Genomic DNA, 18,999 nt, shown 5'->3' with positions numbered 1-18,999 from the left:
TTTTCCTCAGCTAGCTTCAGCTTCCAAGAAGTCCTTTGCGAAGCGTTGTAGTACACCGCCTGCACTGTAAATAGAGACTTCTTCTGCAGTGTCTAAACGACAGGTTACGGGTACTTCTAGTTGCTCGCCGTTTTTACGGTTTACTACCAGCGTCAGTGTTGCGCCCGGCGAAGGTTCTCCGCTTACATCGTAAGTTTCTGTACCGTCGAGCTCTAGTGTTTTACGGGTTGTGCCAGGCTTAAACTCTAGCGGCAACACGCCCATACCAATAAGGTTAGTACGGTGAATACGCTCGAAACCCTCTGCTACAATGACTTCAACGCCCGCAAGGCGTACGCCTTTCGCTGCCCAATCTCGCGATGAACCCTGACCGTAGTCAGCGCCTGCTACAATGATCAGCGGCTGTTTGCGGTTCATATAGGTTTCAATGGCTTCCCACATGCGCACGACTTTGCCTTCTGGCTCTACGCGGGCTAGTGAACCTTGTTTGACTTCGCCGTTTTCCAGCACCATTTCATTGAACACTTTGGGGTTCGCAAGGGTAGCGCGCAGGGCGGTTAAGTGATCTCCACGGTGGGTGGCGTAGGAGTTGAAGTCTTCCTCAGGTAACCCCATTTTCGCTAAGTATTCCCCCGCGGCACTGCTTGCCATAATGGCGTTAGAAGGCGATAGGTGATCGGTGGTGATGTTATCACCTAAAATGGCTAACGGACGCATACCCTTCATGGTGCGCTCGGCATCCATTGCACCTTCCCAATAAGGCGGGCGGCGAATGTAGGTGCTCATTTCACGCCAGTCGTAGAGCGGATTAATGTCTTTACCGTAATCCACACTCAAGTCGAACATAGGCTCGTACACTTTTCTGAAATGCTCAGGCTTGACAGATTTAGCAACAATAGCGTCAATCTCTTCATCGCTTGGCCAGATATCTTTAAGCGTTACTGGGTTGCCATCTTTATCAGTGCCTAACACGTCCTTTTCGATATCAAAGCGAATGGTACCGGCTATGGCGTATGCAACGACCAAGGGTGGTGATGCCAAGAAGGCTTGCTTCGCATAGGGATGAATACGCCCATCGAAGTTACGATTGCCCGAAAGTACCGCTGTGGCGTATAAATCGCGGTCGATAATTTCTTGCTGAATTTTAGGGTCTAGCGCGCCACTCATACCGTTACAAGTGGTACATGCAAATGCCACAACGCCAAAACCTAAGTCTTCCAATTCGCTCATTAAGTTGGCCTCTTCAAGGTATAACTTAACGGCTTTAGAACCAGGCGCCAGTGAACTTTTCACCCATGGCTTGCGGGTTAAACCGCGCGCGTTTGCATTTCTGGCAAGTAAGCCTGCTGCAATCACGTTTCGCGGGTTAGAGGTATTAGTACAGCTGGTGATAGCTGCGATAATCACCGCGCCATCTGGCATTTTACCTTCTTCTTCAGTCCACTTAGCTGCGATACCGCGACTTTCTAGGTCGCTAGTGGGTAAGCGTGCATGCGGGTTAGACGGCCCGGCCATGTTTCTGCCTACGGCAGACAAATCAAACGTGAGAACTCGTTCGTACTCGGCAGTTTCTAAGTCATCAGCCCAAAGCCCAGTGTGTTTAGCGTATTTCTCGACAAGCGCAATTTGCTTTTCTTCACGCCCAGTTAAGCGCAAGTAATCAATAGTTTGCTGATCGATATAGAACATCGCCGCTGTGGCGCCGTATTCGGGTGTCATGTTCGAGATGGTCGCCCGATCGCCAAGGGTTAAGTGCGATGCACCTTCACCGTAGAATTCAAGATATGCAGATACTACACGCTCTTTACGCAGGAATTCAGTTAACGCTAATACGATGTCGGTAGCCGTAATACCTGGCTGTGGCTTACCGGTAAGCTCGACCCCTACAATATCAGGCAAACGCATATAAGACGCACGGCCCAGCATAACGCTTTCCGCTTCAAGGCCGCCCACGCCTACCGCAATTACACCAAGTGCATCAACATGCGGGGTATGGCTGTCTGTGCCCACGAGGGTATCTGGGAAGGCTACGCCGTCACGGCTTTGAATAACTGGCGACATACGCTCCAAGTTAATCTGGTGCATAATGCCGTTACCCGGCGGAATAACATCTACGTTTTTAAACGCGGTTTTTGTCCAGTTAATGAAATGAAAGCGGTCATCGTTTCGTCTGTCTTCAATAGCACGGTTCTTTTCAAATGCGTCTTTTTCAAAGCCCGCGTGCTCTACGGCGAGGGAGTGGTCCACTATTAGCTGAGTAGGCACCACTGGGTTTACTTTCGCAGGGTCGCCGCCTTTCGCCGCAATGGCATCGCGAAGGCCCGCTAAGTCTACAAGGGCCGTTTGACCAAGAATATCGTGGCATACCACACGTGCTGGGAACCACGGAAAATCGAGGTCGCGCTTGCGGTATATCAGCTGTTTGAGTGAATCGTTTAGCATGGCAGGGTCGCATTTGCGTATCAAGTTTTCAGCCAACACACGTGACGTGTACGGCAGCTTGGCGTATGCACCTGGCTCTATGGCATCAACCGCTTCACGAGTATCGAAGAAGTCGATACCCGCATTTGGAAGCGGTTTACGGTAATCAATATTCATAAACCACCTATTCTCTTAGCGTTCGCTGATTGCAGGAACAGGGCGCAATTCTTCGCCCGTGTATTCTGCTGATGGGCGAATAATACGGTTGTCAGCGCGCTGTTCCATTACATGTGCAGCCCAGCCTGTAAGGCGAGACATAACGAATATTGGGGTAAACAGCGGCGTAGGGATTCCCATAAAGTTATAGGCAGAGGCGTGGAAAAAGTCTGCATTACAGAATAGCTTCTTCTCGCGCCACATCACTTCTTCACAGCGCACAGAAACAGGGTAAAGCACCTCATCGCCCACATCGGCAGCCAGTTTTTCAGACCATTGCTTGATAATTTCGTTACGCGGATCAGACTCAGAATAAATCGCGTGGCCAAAGCCCATGATCTTCTCTTTGCGCTCTAGCATGCCCATCATTTTTTCTTCAGCGTCATCGGCTGACGTGAAGCCTTCTATCATTTCCATTGCGGCTTCGTTTGCACCGCCGTGAAGTGGCCCGCGAAGAGAACCAATCGCGCCGGTTACGCAAGAATGCATATCAGAAAGGGTAGAGGCACATACGCGCGCTGTGAATGTAGACGCATTGAACTCGTGCTCGGCATAAAGAATGAGAGACACGTGCATCACCTGTTCGTGAAGCTCACGTGGCTTTTCGCCGTGAAGCATGTGAAGGAAGTGACCGCCAATGGAGTCGTCATCGGTTTCCACATTAATGCGCACTCCATCGTGTGAGAAGCGATACCAGTAACAAATAATACTTGGGAAGCACGCTAACATGCGGTCTGTCACATCTTGCTGCTGATCAAAGCTAGTTTCCATTTCAAGGTTACCTAGCATTGAACAGCCAGTGCGAAGCACGTCCATAGGGTGGGCGTTTTTAGGAATGCGTTCAAGCACGTCTTTCAGTGCGTCAGGAAGACCGCGCATACCGCGAAGTTTGGTTTTATAGTCATTAAGCTCAGCTTGATTTGGCAAGTGACCTTTTAAGATAAGATAAGCGACTTCTTCAAACTGACACTTTTCTGCTAAATCTTTCACGTCGTAGCCGCGATAGGTTAAACCTGAACCTGATTTACCTACCGTTGATAAAGCTGTTTTACCTGCAACTTGGCCGCGTAAACCCGCGCCACTTAACTGTTTAGCCATCTTGTTGTCTCCGGTCTTGTATAATATGTAAGGTACTTTTTAAAAATATTTCTGATTAAAACGGTTAAAACTCAACTTAAATTGGGTGCGAGGCACCGAAATAGCGGGGGCGGTGCACAGGGCGTCACCCCTTTGAGGCATGGATGCCGAAACGGAGCCCCAATGGATAGGTTCACGGCGCGGTAACGCCCTGTGTACTGCCCCTGCTCCAAGGAGCTTCACCCCTGCATCCTCTTGCCCGCCAACTTCAAGCGGAATTTATCTCTTTACTGATTTTTGCCTTCTGCAAATAGGGCATCTAGCTTTTGTTCGTATTCGTGGTAACCAAGGTAATCGTATAGTTCCATGCGTGTTTGCATGGTGTCGACGACAGCTTTTTGGTCGCCATTTTCAAGTATAGATTTGTACACCATTTCTGCAGCTTTATTCATGGCGCGGAACGCACTTAGCGGGTAAAGCACCATATCGGCGCCCCATTCGCCCAACTCTTCTTTGTTCCATAGTTCGGTTTTGCCGAATTCAGTGATATTGGCAAGAATAGGAACGTCTAGCGCTTCAGCAAACGCGCGATAGTGTTCTTCGGTTTGTACCGCTTCGGCAAATATGCCGTCAGCACCTGCCGCTACGTAAGCTTTTGCACGCTCGATGGCTTTTTCTAGCCCTTCTTGAGCAAACGCATCGGTGCGCGCCATAATGAAAAAGTCGGGGTCGGTTCTGGCATCGACGGCGGCTTTAATGCGATCTACCATTTCCGCCGTACTCACAATTTCTTTATTAGGGCGATGGCCACAGCGCTTTTGTGCGACTTGGTCTTCCATATGTACAGCGGCCGCGCCTGCTTTTTCCATATCGCGAATGGTTTTGGCAATATTAAATGCACCGCCCCAGCCGGTATCAATATCGACCAAAAGCGGTAGGTCACAGGCGCTGGTAATACGCTGAACATCTGCAATCACGTCATTAAGCGAGGTCATACCTAAATCTGGCAAGCCATACGAAGCGTTAGCTACGCCACCACCGGAAAGATAAATGGCTTGATGGCCTATGGCCTTCGCCATCATGGCCGTGTAGGCATTGATAGTGCCCACGATTTGAAGAGGTTTGTTGTTCTCTAAGGCGGTTCTGAATTTCTTTCCTGCACTCATGATAGTCACTCGCTTATTTGAAAGTAGGGTAGAGGTGTAATAGGTAAGCAGAAGCCTTATGGGTATTAGTCATTGTTGAGCTTCTTCTCGATATTATTTTTTGAATAAAGAATGTGGCGACGCATGAGCATTTCTGCTAACTCTTCGTCGCGATTGGCAATGGCGTTAACAATGTGTCTGTGCTCATCAAACGCCGTGCTTACCCGAGGTCCTGCCATACCAAGCTGTACGCGGTACATACGAACCAAATGGTAGAGCCCATCAATAAGCACGCTGATAAGGTGGTCGTTTTTGCTGCCAGTGACAATTCGGTAGTGAAAGTCGACATCACCGGCTTCTTGATAATAGCTGTGGCTGTCTTTCACCTTATCGAAATGACTATCAAGCAGCGCTTGCATGTCGGCAATTTCAGAATCACTCATATAGCGGGCAGCTAAACGTGCCGCCATACCCTCTAACGCTTCGCGCACCTGATAAAGTTGAATGAGGCCTTCGGGTGAGAGTGCAACTACGCGCGCCCCTACATTAGCTTTGCGTTCTACAAGATGGCAGGTGGCTAGGCGATTAATAGCCTCGCGAATAACTGCACGGCTGACCTCATACTTTGTCGACAATTCCATTTCACTTAGCTTACTGCCTGCGGGAATAATGCCCTCCACAATGTCCTTCCTAAGCTGAAAGAAGGTACGGTCGGCATTGGTTATGGCTTGTTCACTCTTCGCTAACACAATATTCAGTCGTCATTTAATCAATGTCGACAATATAGGCCTGTTAAGAAGGTTTTTCAACCTTTGGGTGCTTATATTGTCGACAAAATTGTAAGATGTTAGTCGTACGTTCATAGTAGAAAACCATCATCGCGTTCCCGTAGTGATAAGAATTGAAGGTATGCACCGATCACAAGAAGTGTTGGATGTTGAACTTGTCTTTTTTGTGTAAATTGATTGATGAAACGCTTGTAGAGTTCGCCCACTTCGTAGCAATAATACGTGGTTGAATTTTGTCCAACTGGTCAAGCTTTTGATGCCAGGTGCTTAGACATCAATTTTGAGTGGTTGTACCTCTTAAGTTTTTAAAAAGTATATGTTTTATCCTTTTATTTCTATACTGATTAAGTATTTGAGTACTTAACCATTTAGTCTGTTATCGAAGTTTTAATTCAGTGAAAGTGCAATAATTTACTTTGCAAGATCGCAAAGTAACGGTAACATATCGTTCCAGTCTTCAGGCCTAAATTCTTTTTCTGAATTTTAGGGGGCTGGAAAAGTAATTCCGACTTTTAAAGCAGAGTTTTATTGAAAGTAAGTTTGTAATGTTTTATTGCGACTTACTTTTTTATTGTCTGCTATCCAGTACTAGCACACGGTAAAGTGCACCTCTTTAATCAGTGAGTTTAGGCTTTCAAAGTTCCAAAGAAGAATTTGAAGCAACCTATAAAAAACAATTTTAATACCTAACACTCACGCAAAGGGGTTACACCATGAAAACCAATACTGACGTGTCTAAGACACTCGCCAGTAAGCTTTCACCTGTCGCACTAGCAGTAGCGATGACCGTTCCAGCTCTTTCAAACATTGCTGTTGCTCAAGAAGCTGAAGTAACAGAAGAACAAAAGTTTGAAGCCATTACCGTTACCGCAACAAAACGCCCTCAAGTTATTTATGAAGTGCCTATTGCAATCAGTGCTTTTGACGGCGACAAGCTAGCTGCCCAAGGCATCACAGACCTAACAGACGTAGGTAAGTTCGTACCAAACCTTAACGTTACCGGTTTCTCTGCAGGCCACACGTCTTCTGTAAACCCTTTCATTCGTGGTATCGGTCTTCAAGATCACCTTATCACTACCGACCCTGGTGTTAGTGTTTACGTTGATGGCGTTTACCTAGGCCGTCAAGTAGGTCAAAACTGGAGCTTAAACAATATCGAGCGTATTGAGGTGCTTCGTGGCCCTCAGGGTACACTATATGGTCGTAACTCAATTGGCGGTGCTATCAACATCATTACTAAAGAGCCAGATCAAGGTGACGTGACTAAAGTAAATACCGAATTTGGTACCCGCGGCCGCGTTAAAGCAGACATTTTTGTTAACCATGGTCTGACTGAAACTGTTGCGTTCAACATGAATCTAGCGTTTAACAAACGCGATGGTCTCGGTGAATTCATTAACGTACCAAATGCTGAATACGATGTGGGTGAAACTGAAGATATTTCAGGTCGTGTTTCACTTAAGTGGGAACCTTCAAACGATTTCCGCATGGTGCTAACCGCAGATGCTAACAATGGTGACGGCGGTCTACGTCCTTACACTGTGCTCATCGATGAAGTGGGCTCTGCGCGCTATTTCGGTGGCGGTAACGGCTTAGGTGTTGAGTTGCGTAACACAGATGTTACGCCTGAAGGTGCTGACATTTATGATAATGCTACAGGTACAGAAGCAGTCACTGGCGTATCAAATGAGGCCCGTGGTCTTTCACTGACTACCGAGTGGGATATCAATGATGATTACACTGCAAAGGTTGTAGCTAGCCAACGTACGTCTAAGTACAAAGCGGGCCTTGACGATGACGGTACGGTTTTCTCATTAGATCAGTTCCCTGAGCGCGGTGAAGCTGACCAAACCTCTATTGAACTTCAGCTTAACGGCTACATCAACGAGTACACTGACTTTGTTGCTGGTCTTTACTATTTCAATGAAGAAGGTAGCAACCGCCAAGGCGACGACTCTAACTTCGACGGCGGCCCAAACTTACTTGAGCTAGACCAAGAAACCACGTCTAAAGCGGTATATGTAAATGTACGTCGCGACCTAACTGATGAGCTAAGCGTGTCAGGTGGTCTTCGATACACCGAAGACGAAAAAGAAGCGTCTGCTAACGTGTTTTCAGCACTCGGTACAATATTCGACTCAAACGAATGGGATGAAGTAACCTGGGAGCTAGCTACCAACTATACGTTTGAAAACGGCATGACAGGTTACGCGACTATTCAGTCTGGCTATCAGTCGGGCCAGTTCCCAGCACGTCCTTACTGCCTAATCGGCCAGTTTTTCGGTGCGGGTGGCTTCGATGATATCGAAGGTGCGCAAGCTGCCGTACGTGCTAATAACTGCTTCACAGCGTCAGACAACATTACTGCAACTAACTATGAAGTTGGTATTAAAGGTCGTGTAAACGACTACTTTGACATCAGTGTAGCTGTATTTAACACTGAGTTTGAAGACTTGCCTTACCAAGTAAGTCGCGTAAGCGAAGGCGGTTTCGACACAGCAAACCTTGTGGTTGAACAAACATCGCGCGGTATTGAAGCCGATGCAACGTTCAACTATGGCAACTTCAGCATGATGACCAGCATTGGTTATATGGACGTTGATGTGGAAGAGCAAGATGGGTTTAACCCGGTAGCACCACTGACTCCAGACCTTACGCTAGCAATTGGTCCACAGTACACCTTCGAACTTGATGGTGGCGATTCAATTCGCGTGCGTGCTGACTACTCTTACCGTTCAGAAATGTACGGTGAGCCAACATCTGCACCAGAGCGTATGACAGAGCTTGATAGCCGTGCGTTAGTTAACTTTGATATCGCGTATACACCAGCGAATGAAGCGTACACAGTCGCACTTTACGGTCGCAACATTTTCGATGAGCGTTACGACAACGCGCGTTTGAATACAGGTGACTATATCCTGCAAATTCTAAGCAATGACGCGAGCGAGTTCGGTGTTAGATTCTCCACTGAATTCTAATAGCTACAACCAGTTACAATATAAAAGCCAGTCGTAAGACTGGTTTTTTTTGCTTATTTTTTCTTGTTTTATCTTCATTATTAGCTTAGCTTTAAGACTGTTCTAAAAATGCACAATAAGTAATAATGAGTTTAAAGGTACTTTCCCGCATCAGCGTAATGATAGCCACATCGCTTCTTTTTAGCTGCACTTACACTGTGTATTTACCTGACGATGAAGAAGATCACACCACTAGGGGGGAAAGAGTCGCGACTGCTAAACCAGAGTTTGGTAATCAATGTCGCTATAGTGGTGATGGCGAATATGGCGTATGTCCTACGTCAAATGGTGAAATGGTTGGAACCTCGTGTTCGTGCCCCACACCGTCAGGGCAAATTATGGGAACGGTGTCGAAATACTAAAGGCGCTTATAGTCGTGAGACCTATCAATCATACGGAGTTGAAGCGTGGGGTTGTTTACCAGTTTTAAGAAATCGAGATTAGAGAACAAATTCAAGAAAAAGGAATGGGTAATTATTCAGCCTATTCCGTTCGCTCAATTTGAACAACTTATTGTCGACCATGTTGACAGTGGTTGGGAGATTGAGGATGACTACGAACGACTAACCGAAACTACCGCTAAATGGCAATGTGAGTTGCGCAAAGGAACCAGTATTTTAACCTGTATTTGGACAGCTAACCACCGAGGTATTGTATATGGGCCTGAACGGGTGCTTACCGGACTATCTGAAAAGCTAAAAGTCTCTACATCTAAAAGCATCACGACACCTTGGTTTTAAATTAGCATTTTTGGCCATCGTTAGAGCCAGCCTTTTTGTTTCGCTATGCGGGCAGCGTCTACTCGGTTTGTGGCGTCTAGCTTAGATATCGCTTCTGACAAGTAGTTTCTTACGGTTCCTTCAGATAAAAACAGCGACCGGGCTATATCTTGAGTTTTCAGCCCTTCTGATGCCAGCTTAAGCGCCGACATTTCTTTTTTTGATAGCGGGTTGTTGTCATCTAATGCCATGATCGCAAGCTCGGTGGAAATGACCTTTTCTCCGGCAGATACAGCGTGAATTGCCTTTATTAAATAGTCGCTATCCGATTCTTTTAAAATAAACCCTTTTACCCCTAAGCTTAACGCCCGCTTGATATAACCTGGTTTTGAAAATGTGGTTAGTCACAAAGATCATCAATAGGATGTGACGTTTGTCACTATATGGTCAGGACAGCCTGAGTGAAAAAGGTCGAATGACAAAGAAGAAACGCAATAAGGTTGAGACACTATGTGTGTACTGAAAAGGTTATTGCGTCTGCCGCCCTTTTTTCGCTTTGCGTTTATTTAACACAGACACACCGTCTTCTTTTGACAATAATAGGCTGTCATAAATACTGACAAGGGCTATCGCTCCCATAAACAGCATTGCGATAGAAAATGTTTGCAAGTTAGGTGTATCAGGGCTTTGTTCCAATATAAGCGCTGCAACAGCGATGGCAAGGGCTGAAAGCGTGATGCCTAAGCCGCGGTTCATTTGCATTAGAATTGCGCCCAACGTGTTTGCGTCTCGCATTTTATTGGGTGGAACGTCGGCAAAAGCAATGGTGTTTATTAGCGTTAAGTGCATTGAGCGAGTGATACCGTTAACAAACAAAATAGCGGCAATAGTAAATGACGATGTCGTGTGGTTTATCATCGCCAGCGCCACAAAGCCAAGGGCGATGAGCACACCGTTTACTACAAGCACGCGTTTGAAGCCGAAGGTATTCATGATCCACGTTGTCGCTGGCTTTATTGCTAGGTTTCCAGCAAAAAGCCATAGCAACAAAGAGCCAGCCTCTACAGGCGAGTAGCCTAGCCCTAGCTGTAGCATTAGCGGCACAAGAAACGGGGCACTGCCAAGTGCTACACGCACAACAGAACCACCGTAAACAGAAAGCCTGAACGTTTTGTGCTGCATGGCACCAAATGAAAATAGCGGGTTTTTGGCTTTTTTGACATGCCGTATTGCAAATACCATGAGCGCTAGGCCAATGGCGATGATGCCTAGCGATTGAAGAAGTTTATCGCTGGCGCTGGCAAGAAATTCAATGCCTGCCATAAACAGCGCGAAGCCGACGCCGGTAAGTAGAAAACCTTTAACGTCGAATTTACCCACATCGCCTTTGGTATTTCTAAGCAGATAGAGAGACGCGATGATGGCAATGATACCCAGTGGAATATTCATATAAAAAATCCACTGCCAGCTAAAGTGAGTCGCTATATAGCCGCCTAACACGGGGCCTAATAGCGGTGCACTCAAGGCGGGCCATGTGATAATGGCTACGGTTTTTACTAGTTTTTCTTTGGGCAAATCCCGCAGAACCACTAACCTGCCCACGGGGACCATCATGGCGCCGCCTAAGCCCTGCAGGATTCGAGATAGGGTAAATTCGAATAAGGTTGTGCTTAAGCCACACAGCACCGACGCCAGAGTAAAAACGGCAATCGCCGCTATAAATATTGTGCGAGCACCAAATTTGTCAGCAGCGTAGCCGCTTAAAGGAATGAAGAGCGTAACGGCCACTAAATAGGCCGACACGCCAATAGAAAGGTGGGCTGCCGGTACATTAAAGTCAGCAGCAATAACGGGAAGCGCCGTGGTAATAACCGTGGCATCTAAAATTTCCATAAAGAGTGCCCCTGCAACCAGAAGGGCAGTGGCTAACTCTCTATTGAACAATTTCAAAGGCTCTAACGACGCGAGCTACACCCGTGATATTGCGAGCAATATCTACAGCGGCAGTGGCTTCAAGGTTAGTTAATCTGCCCATTAAAAAGACTTCTGAATCTTGTACAACCACTTTAACTTGAAGAGCAGGAACGCGCTCATCTGCAACAATTTTGGTACGCACCTTTGATGCTAGCCAAATATCGTTAGCTTGTGTTCCCGCGCCGATGGGGTCGCCTATGCGAATTTGATTGTGTATCTTCTTGATATAACTCACTTCCTGAGCGCGCCTAACGGCTTCATCGATGAGACTTTGACTTGGCGCTTGCCCAGTTAACAGCGCTACGCCGTTATATAAGTCCACTTGAAGGTTGGCTTGCTCTTTCAGTGCGTCGCTTTTAGACCATTGATAGGATACCGCTGCATCTGCGTTTTGATCGTCAAGCTGCGTACCCACAGTACGTCTGTCATTAGCGACTTTTGCAGCCATCGCGCCCGCTGCACCTACCGCTACTACACAGCCTTGTAAGCTTAGTACGAAAGCAAGAACAGCCCCAAGTAATCCTAAATATCTTGCGCTTTTAATCATAGTGCTTTGTTTACTCGTCACCATGGTCAGCAGGGAATAAGCTATCATCAATACATTCACATAAATTGTGAATGACTAATAAGTGTACTTCTTGGATACGAGCAGTTCGGTTTGAAGGTACGCGAATTTCCACGTCGTGCTCACTCAAAAATCCCGCCATTTCGCCGCCGTCTTTACCGGTTAAGGCAACAATGGTCATATCACGAGAGAGGGCTGCTTCCATTGCCGCAATAACGTTACGCGAATTACCGCTTGTAGATATGGCTAGAAGAATGTCACCTGGTTGACCGAGCGCGCGAACTTGCTTAGCAAAAATCTCGTCGTAGCTGTAGTCGTTTGCAATGGAAGTAAGTGTAGAAGTATCTGTACTCAACGCTATGGCCGGCAAGCTAGGGCGGTCGCGCTCGTAGCGGTTCAACATTTCAGAAGAGAAGTGCTGTGCGTCACCGGCAGAACCACCGTTTCCGCAACTAAGTACTTTATTCCCGCGAATAAGCGCTTCAACCATCATATTGGCTGCTTTTTCGATAGACTCAGGCAATATTTCTGAAGCTGCAATTTTAGTTTGAATGCTTTCTGTAAAGTTCGCTTTAATTTGTTCAATCATACTTCTAATCTCTTTTTAAAAAGACGGGGAATTATGGATATGAAAAAAATTACGGTAATTTGAGTAACAACTTATACCTAAATACACCGAAATCGTATGCTTTGTTCTTTTAACAATGCGTAAAGAAATATCTCTAGCCTACGTTTTTCAACCATTGAAGGTTATGCCCGTCTATGGCAATAACGTCGATCCGTAGGGGAGTAGACGCTGAATTAATACCATTATCTAACAAATAGAACTCAAACGCAGCCTGAATTCTTTGTAGTTTTTTAGCAGTAACAAATTCCAGCGCACTGCCGAACTGGTTTCTTTTTCGGTATTTAACCTCAACACATACAATGGTGTTTCCATCTTGCATAACCAGATCAAGTTCACCGCGTCTGGTGTAGTAATTTCGACACCTTAGTTCAAGGCCTTGTTCTATCAAATAATTACAAGCCTTATCTTCTCCCGCATTCCCTTGCAGTTTTGACATTGTATTTACTCCGAAAGCATTCTTACTTTTTCGTTGCGTATAATGGCCTGCGGCTGTTTGCGAACAACTTCACCTCGTTGGTTTAACGACAAGTTACCCGTCAGTCCGTCGTGCGAAAGGTACTTCAGCGTATTAAGCATGCCTAACTGAGGCAGCAACTGATAGGCATCAAAGCCAAATGCGAATAACCGCTTCTGCATGGTATTTTGGTTTTGCCATGCTTGTTGTACTTCTTGTTCTAATGGTTGCCATTTATGTGACGGCATTAACCATGGCATGTCTATAAAGTGAACGTTTTGTAAATCACGCCATTGGTTCTTACCGCTGTCGTAATCCATCGAGCGCGAGGTGGCATAAACAGGCACCTGCTTACCATCGTATGGATTTAAGCTCGCTTCGATTATAGGGTTAAGCAATTCGGTGTCTTGAGGTGATGAGAACGCAACGATGGCGTCGATGTCCCGTCTACTGCGGGGCATATTGTATACCTCGTCATTTGTCATATACTCAATTTGATTAATGCGCTCGTTGCTTTGCGCAACATCTAACGCTTGAGTAATGCCCTCGCGAAGGGAGTTGCTGTCGTTGAATGTGACTGACGTAATATTAGCGCGCTGCTTGTTTTCGGCGCTGTTGAGCGCTTTCCAGTGGGCTTTAAACGTGTCGTCCATTCGCTGATAAAGACTATTCTGCGCAGCAATGACAATAGGAGCTCTATACCCCTTGTTAAAGATGAGTTCGGCAAGCTGTTTCGCCTCATCTTCTGGGGCAAGTCCATAATAATTCAATGAGACAGGTAAATTTAACTCACTCACTTCATCTTGTGCCTTTGGCTCTGCCAAGTCCACGTTACCCGCGTCACTGTCAACGTCTACTCGTTGAGTAGCAATAGAACTTGGCGTAGGTTGAGCGATTGAACGCTCTGGTAACTCGTCGGGGCGATTAAGCGCCAATACATTAACCCCAACGGGGAGATTAGGTATTACGCTTTCGATCGTTTCCTTTAATAAAGGACCTATAATAAATTTAGTGTCGGCAATTTTGGTGATTAATTCCTGACTATCTGCGCCGTTGGTATCTATAAATCGCAAGCGCGGTAAAAGATGTTCATCTTGGCGCTTTTCTACATCGGTATAATACGCCGCCATAATGCCGTCTTTTACTACTTGACCTGTGCGCGCCAATCTTCCGGAAAGTGGCAGCAGCACCGCGATATCGTTAGCGCCAGCGTCGGTCAGCTGCGCGGCTTTAACAACGTCTTGCGGCAACGTGTTTTCAAGCACGTGACCGCGATAAACTTGTTGGAACTGCTGCAAATTATTGGCAAGTTTGATGGGGGATGAAGCGTATTCTTCGGTGAGTTCTCGCAATGTAATAAATGGAGTTAGTGCTGGATACTCTTCTCCAATAGCAATAAGCGATTCTTTAGGCAAAGAAGTCATCCATTCCCATACTTGCTTTACTTTTTGCTCGTCTGGTAAATGCGTTTTTAATACGCTATTTGCCGCTGCCGCAAAGTTTCCCAACCGAGAGTAAAGCTGTGTTTGTAGTTCCGCTTTCTGGTAAGCCGTTTCGCCTGTTTCAATGACGTTATCAAGCATTGCCAGCAAATCTTCTGGGGCTGCATCGGTTGTTCCCGCATAAGCTTTGGTTATTAGCAACGAATAATAAGACTGGTTTGCTTCTGAAATGCCGTCTTCTTTAACTTCAAAGAGAACTTGTTGTGCGAGAACCGGCTGTTGATTCTGGATGTATAAGTCAGCAGCTTGGAGCAACAAGGTATCGCGCTGATTTTTGTCGCGTGTACGGGCCCACACTCTTTTAGCTTCAAGTAGCTTATGTTCTGGCGTTACATTATCATCAACTTGGGTAGTCTCTATAGGTGAAGGCTTCACTTGCACAGGTTTAGATTGAGATCGAGGCGTGCTTCCACAGCCTGCTAGCAACAGTACAGAAGCGACGGCTGACAGCGTAAACATTTTTCCAGCTTGTCCGATATGACGCACAGTTTCATTCCTTTTACATCGTGATAGGTCAAGTTTATCTTAACCACAGTGAAAATCTACGCTTGCCAGCATAATCTGGACTAATGGCGTGTTACACTTATCGCATTATCTTTATCTTTAACGAAAGACTACACCACTGTTATGACAGACACCGCCACCCTATATATTGTTCCAACGCCTATCGGTAACTTAGATGACATTAGCGCCAGAGCCATTCGCATCCTTAGTGAGGTTACCTGGATTGCGGCAGAAGACACCCGCCATAGTGCCCGTCTTTTACAGCACTTTAGCATTGGAACTAAAACACTTTCGCTGCATGAGCACAATGAAGATAAGCGAACATCAATGCTATGTGAGCGTTTAAAAGGCGGAGAGTCGGTGGCGCTAATTAGTGATGCCGGTACGCCGCTTATCAGTGACCCTGGCTTTGTGTTAGTGCGTAAATGCCGAGAACAAGGCATTCCTGTGAGTGCTTTACCTGGCCCATGCGCTGCTATAACGGCGTTAAGCGCGTCGGGGCTTCCTACCGACAAATTTATGTTCGAAGGTTTTTTACCCGTTAAAACACAAGCGAGAGAAGGTGTGCTGTCTTCTCTTTTAGACAGAACTTTCACTACCGTTTACTACGAGGCGCCACGCCGAATTTTAGACACGGTTACCGATATCCAGCGTGTGCTTGGAGAGCGTCAGATAGTTGTAGCAAAGGAACTTACTAAAGCCTTTGAAACTTACGTCAGTGGTAGTGCACAAAATGTACTTGATTATTTGAATGCTGAGCCCGCTCATCAAAAAGGTGAGTTTGTCGTCATGATCGGGCCCGCTCAAATAAGTGAGCAGGCAATTCCAAGTGAAGCGATGTCGCTGTTAAACGCACTTTGTGAGCATATGCCGCTGAAAAAGGCAGCAGCTGTAGTCGCCAGTCATTACGACTTGAAAAAGAATGCGCTTTATCAAGCCGGACTCGATGCAAAAGCGTAAGTCGTCGCAAGCAAGATTGATCTTAAGTGTCTCTGTCGAATACAAAGTAAGAGATTCAATATTTGCCCTAATCACGCGAAGGGCAAAATGCTAAAGGAGGCGCAGATGACTAAGACACTAAAGATCACCATGTCGGAAGGCAAATGGTTGGTAGATATATTTTCTCAAGCCAACGATTCTGGCGTTTACGATCTAATTCACCCTAATACCTCCACTGAGGTATCGTTAAATGAAGGTGAAATGTACGGCTTTCGCTACAGCCTGCAAGGCAAGCCGGGTGCAACGTTTAAAATTGAATTAGATGATGAAGTGTTAGCTGAAGGCGAGATAGATAAATCTGAAACTGCGTCGGGAAGCGGGGTGGTTTAGTCGTAAAGTTGAGACAAACAAAACCCGCCAGTTGGCGGGTTTTGTGTTTGTAACGTGTTTACGACAAACGGCCTTTAAAGTCTTCGTAGCTAAATTCACGTACTAATTCGAAGTCACCATTTGAACGCAAAATGCCAATAGCAGGGTGCTCTACGCCGTTGAAAAACGTAGTTTTCACCATGGTGTAGTGCATCATATCTTCAAATTGTAATCTATCACCTGCCTTGAGCTTGGCGTCGAATGAATAAGTATCAATAACGTCACCAGCAAGACACGAATTGCCGCCTAGCTTCACGTTGTGTGCTTTTTCATTTGGCATACCGGCGCCCAAAATTGTAGGGCGGTAGGGCATTTCTAGTACGTCTGGCATGTGTGCTGTCGCTGAAATGTCCAAAATAGCGATATCACCTTCATTTTCGACCATATCAACAACTTCGCAAATGAGCGGCCCGGTTTGCCACGCAACAGCAGAACCTGGCTCAAGGATAACATCTAAATGAGGGTAGCGAGCTTTGAAGTCTTTTAGGGTTTTGATGAGGTGATCAACATCATAACCTTCACGGGTCATAAGATGCCCGCCGCCCAAGTTCAACCATTTTAACTGGCCAAGCCATTTACCAAAACGCTTTTCGATAGCTTCAAGGGTACGTGCAGTAGCAAAAGAATCACACTCACAAAGGTTATGGCAGTGAAAACCCTCGATACCCGTCAGGTCCACGCCTTCTAGCTCACTGGCGCGTATACCTAACCGTGATCCCGGCGCTGCTGGGTCATATAATGGCGTATCTGCTTCCTGGTGTTCAGGATTGATTCGAAGGCCTAACGACACGTTTGCTAGTGCGTCTTTATGCGTATTCCACTGAGACAAGCTATTAAAAGACAGGTGATTGACCAAGCCAGCCAGTTCCTTTGCGTCGTTAGCTTTGTAAGCTGGAGAATAGGCATGAACTTCTTTGCCCATTTCAGCGGCAAGCTTTGCTTCCCATACCGAACTGGCTGTCGCGCCATGCAAATACTGTTTGATAATGTCAAAGCAAGACCACATCGAAAAGCCTTTAAGCGCAAGAATAATCCGCGCGCCAGACTCATCTTGAACTCGTTTCATCAATTCAAGGTTTCGAATTAATTTAGCCTCTTCCAGTACGTAGCAAGGAGAAGGAATATCAGTGCGTTGGGTTAAATCGGTCAATGGGATAAAGCTCCAAAAATATAACGACTTTCAATATTCGTGAAATTCCTACTGTATTACACATACACTCAGAGCTCAAAGTTAAGATGGGTGAGGTCAATAACAGAGGTTTCAATTAAAAAAGGCGCTTAGAAAAAGCGCCCTATGTTTAATTATTTAGTGAAAGGGCTACTTTCACATTCAAGTACGTGCCAAGGTAGGCCGTGCTCGTTAAGCATGTCCATGAATGGGTCTGGATCGAATTGTTCCATGTTCCATACACCTGCTTCTTTCCACGTGCCGTTAAGCATAAGCGCCGCACCGATCATCGCCGGAACACCTGTGGTGTAAGATACCGCTTGCGCGCCCACTTCTTCGTTACATTTCGCGTGGTCACAGTTGTTGTAGATAAAGATCGTTTTTTCTTTGCCATCTTTAATACCTGTGATGTAGGTACCAATGCACGTCATACCGCTGTAACCTTCAGCAAGTGAGCCAGGGTTAGGCAGCACTGCCTTTAAGAACTCTAGAGGTACAATCTTCTGACCTTGGAATTCAACTGGCTCAATGCTAGTCATACCAATACCTTCAAGTACACGCAGGTGGTTTAAGTAAGCATCGCCAAACGTCATCCAGAAGCGCGCTCGCTTAAGGGTTGGGAAGTGCTTAACAATAGATTCCAGCTCCTCGTGGAACATCAGGTAAGACGCACGAACGCCGATGTTTTGGTAGTCTAGGTCTTCACGTACAGTCAGTGGGTCGGTTTCTTTCCACTCACCGTCTTCCCAGAAACGTCCGCGCTGAGTGATTTCACGAATGTTGATTTCAGGGTTGAAGTTGGTCGCGAAAGCCTGACCATGATCGCCGCCATTACAGTCAACGATATCAAGGTAGTGGATTTCGTCGAAGTAATGCTTCGCCGCGTATGCCGTGTATACGTTAGTTACGCCAGGGTCGAAACCACTGCCAAGCAGGGCCATAATACCCGCGTCTTTAAACTTATCTTGGTAAGCCCACTGCCACGAGTATTCGAATTTCGCTTCGTCTTTTGGCTCGTAGTTAGCAGTGTCTAAGTAATCAGTGTTCGTTGCAAGACATGCATCCATGATTGGAAGGTCTTGATATGGCAACGCTAGGTTGATTACTAGGTCTGGTTTTACTTCGTTGATAAGTGCTTCAACTTCCTTCGCGTTATCTGCATCAACAGCGAAGACACCTTTAACGCGATCCGCTCCTACTTCTTGCTGTAGCGCTTCACACTTAGATACCGTGCGGCTTGCTAAGTAAATTTCGTCAAAATGTTGTGGTAAACGTGCACATTTTTTCACGGTTACCGACGCAACACCGCCAGCACCAATAATTAAAACGCGAGACATAATAACTAATCCCTAATTTTGCTAATGAATTTTGGGCTGAATGCTAGCAGACCAACCGGATTTGGCAAGCAAAGACAGCCCATGACAGTACAAAAAATTTTAATCGTAACAAACAA

Annotated in this window: 16 protein-coding genes and 1 pseudogene; 5 read left to right on the top strand and 12 right to left on the bottom strand. The window is 46.2% G+C overall.

What is annotated here, in order from left to right; genetic code table 11:
- Nucleotides 1–6: 6 nt before the first annotated feature.
- The 4 genes from acnD to JC525_RS02735 form a co-directional block, all read right to left on the bottom strand.
- On the bottom strand, nt 7–2,598 hold the full coding sequence (gene acnD, locus JC525_RS02750; protein WP_198814278.1) for a Fe/S-dependent 2-methylisocitrate dehydratase AcnD: 2,592 nt from the start codon (nt 2,596–2,598) through the stop codon (nt 7–9).
- A 15-nt stretch (nt 2,599–2,613) separates the two neighbouring features.
- Nucleotides 2,614–3,735 (bottom strand): bifunctional 2-methylcitrate synthase/citrate synthase, encoded by a 1,122-nt coding sequence (gene prpC, locus JC525_RS02745; RefSeq protein ID WP_198814276.1) that lies wholly within the window; start codon nt 3,733–3,735, stop codon nt 2,614–2,616.
- 266 nt (nt 3,736–4,001) lie between these two features.
- Nucleotides 4,002–4,880: a methylisocitrate lyase gene (gene prpB / locus JC525_RS02740; RefSeq protein WP_198814274.1), complete on the bottom strand. Its 879-nt coding sequence runs from the start codon at nt 4,878–4,880 to the stop codon at nt 4,002–4,004.
- 65 nt (nt 4,881–4,945) lie between these two features.
- The gene (locus tag JC525_RS02735; RefSeq protein WP_198814271.1) at nt 4,946–5,608 is read right to left on the bottom strand and encodes a GntR family transcriptional regulator; all 663 of its coding nucleotides are present in this window, start codon (nt 5,606–5,608) and stop codon (nt 4,946–4,948) included.
- A 752-nt stretch (nt 5,609–6,360) separates the two neighbouring features.
- On the opposite strand from JC525_RS02735, the gene JC525_RS02730 reads away from it, so the two are divergent.
- The 3 genes from JC525_RS02730 (at nt 6,361) to JC525_RS02720 (ending at nt 9,404) form a co-directional block, all read left to right on the top strand.
- Entirely contained in the window at nt 6,361–8,625 is a 2,265-nt protein-coding gene (locus JC525_RS02730) for a TonB-dependent receptor (RefSeq protein WP_198814269.1), read from the top strand.
- Between the two features lie 125 nt (nt 8,626–8,750).
- Nucleotides 8,751–9,026, top strand: coding sequence for a hypothetical protein (locus JC525_RS02725; protein ID WP_198814260.1), 276 nt, complete (start codon nt 8,751–8,753; stop codon nt 9,024–9,026).
- Nucleotides 9,027–9,071: 45 nt separating this feature from the next.
- Nucleotides 9,072–9,404, top strand: a complete 333-nt coding sequence (locus JC525_RS02720) for a hypothetical protein (RefSeq protein ID WP_198814258.1) — start codon at nt 9,072–9,074, stop codon at nt 9,402–9,404.
- Between the two features lie 20 nt (nt 9,405–9,424).
- On the opposite strand, the pseudogene JC525_RS02715 reads toward JC525_RS02720, so the two are convergent.
- From JC525_RS02715 to JC525_RS02690, 6 genes and pseudogenes are all read right to left on the bottom strand, one after another.
- A pseudogene (locus JC525_RS02715) lies at nt 9,425–9,787 on the bottom strand (response regulator transcription factor); the annotation flags it as partial.
- A gap of 124 nt (nt 9,788–9,911) precedes the next feature.
- The gene (locus tag JC525_RS02710; RefSeq protein WP_198814256.1) at nt 9,912–11,276 is read right to left on the bottom strand and encodes an MFS transporter; all 1,365 of its coding nucleotides are present in this window, start codon (nt 11,274–11,276) and stop codon (nt 9,912–9,914) included.
- Nucleotides 11,277–11,316: 40 nt separating this feature from the next.
- A complete protein-coding gene (locus JC525_RS02705; RefSeq protein WP_198814468.1) occupies nt 11,317–11,904 on the bottom strand; it encodes a BON domain-containing protein in 588 nt (195 codons plus the stop codon).
- Between the two features lie 10 nt (nt 11,905–11,914).
- Complete coding sequence (locus JC525_RS02700) at nt 11,915–12,511, bottom strand: phosphoheptose isomerase (RefSeq protein ID WP_105929513.1); 597 nt, start codon at nt 12,509–12,511, stop codon at nt 11,915–11,917.
- Between the two features lie 133 nt (nt 12,512–12,644).
- Entirely contained in the window at nt 12,645–12,986 is a 342-nt protein-coding gene (locus JC525_RS02695) for a YraN family protein (protein ID WP_198814254.1), read from the bottom strand.
- A 5-nt stretch (nt 12,987–12,991) separates the two neighbouring features.
- A complete protein-coding gene (locus JC525_RS02690; RefSeq protein ID WP_198814252.1) occupies nt 12,992–14,992 on the bottom strand; it encodes a penicillin-binding protein activator in 2,001 nt (666 codons plus the stop codon).
- Between the two features lie 141 nt (nt 14,993–15,133).
- On the opposite strand from JC525_RS02690, the gene rsmI reads away from it, so the two are divergent.
- Both rsmI and JC525_RS02680 read left to right on the top strand, forming a co-directional pair.
- Nucleotides 15,134–15,970: a 16S rRNA (cytidine(1402)-2'-O)-methyltransferase gene (gene rsmI / locus JC525_RS02685; protein ID WP_198814250.1), complete on the top strand. Its 837-nt coding sequence runs from the start codon at nt 15,134–15,136 to the stop codon at nt 15,968–15,970.
- Between the two features lie 105 nt (nt 15,971–16,075).
- Nucleotides 16,076–16,339, top strand: a complete 264-nt coding sequence (locus JC525_RS02680) for a hypothetical protein (protein ID WP_198814248.1) — start codon at nt 16,076–16,078, stop codon at nt 16,337–16,339.
- A 58-nt stretch (nt 16,340–16,397) separates the two neighbouring features.
- On the opposite strand, the gene nspC is transcribed toward JC525_RS02680, so the two are convergent.
- On the bottom strand, nt 16,398–17,528 hold the full coding sequence (gene nspC, locus JC525_RS02675) for a carboxynorspermidine decarboxylase (RefSeq protein ID WP_198814246.1): 1,131 nt from the start codon (nt 17,526–17,528) through the stop codon (nt 16,398–16,400).
- A 152-nt stretch (nt 17,529–17,680) separates the two neighbouring features.
- Entirely contained in the window at nt 17,681–18,883 is a 1,203-nt protein-coding gene (locus JC525_RS02670) for a saccharopine dehydrogenase family protein (RefSeq protein WP_198814244.1), read from the bottom strand.
- Nucleotides 18,884–18,999: the final 116 nt, after the last annotated feature.

It is taken from the genome of Alteromonas sp. IB21, assembly GCF_016405965.1.
GTDB lineage: Bacteria > Pseudomonadota > Gammaproteobacteria > Enterobacterales > Alteromonadaceae > Alteromonas.
This window is presented reverse-complemented; position numbering and strand designations above follow the sequence as displayed.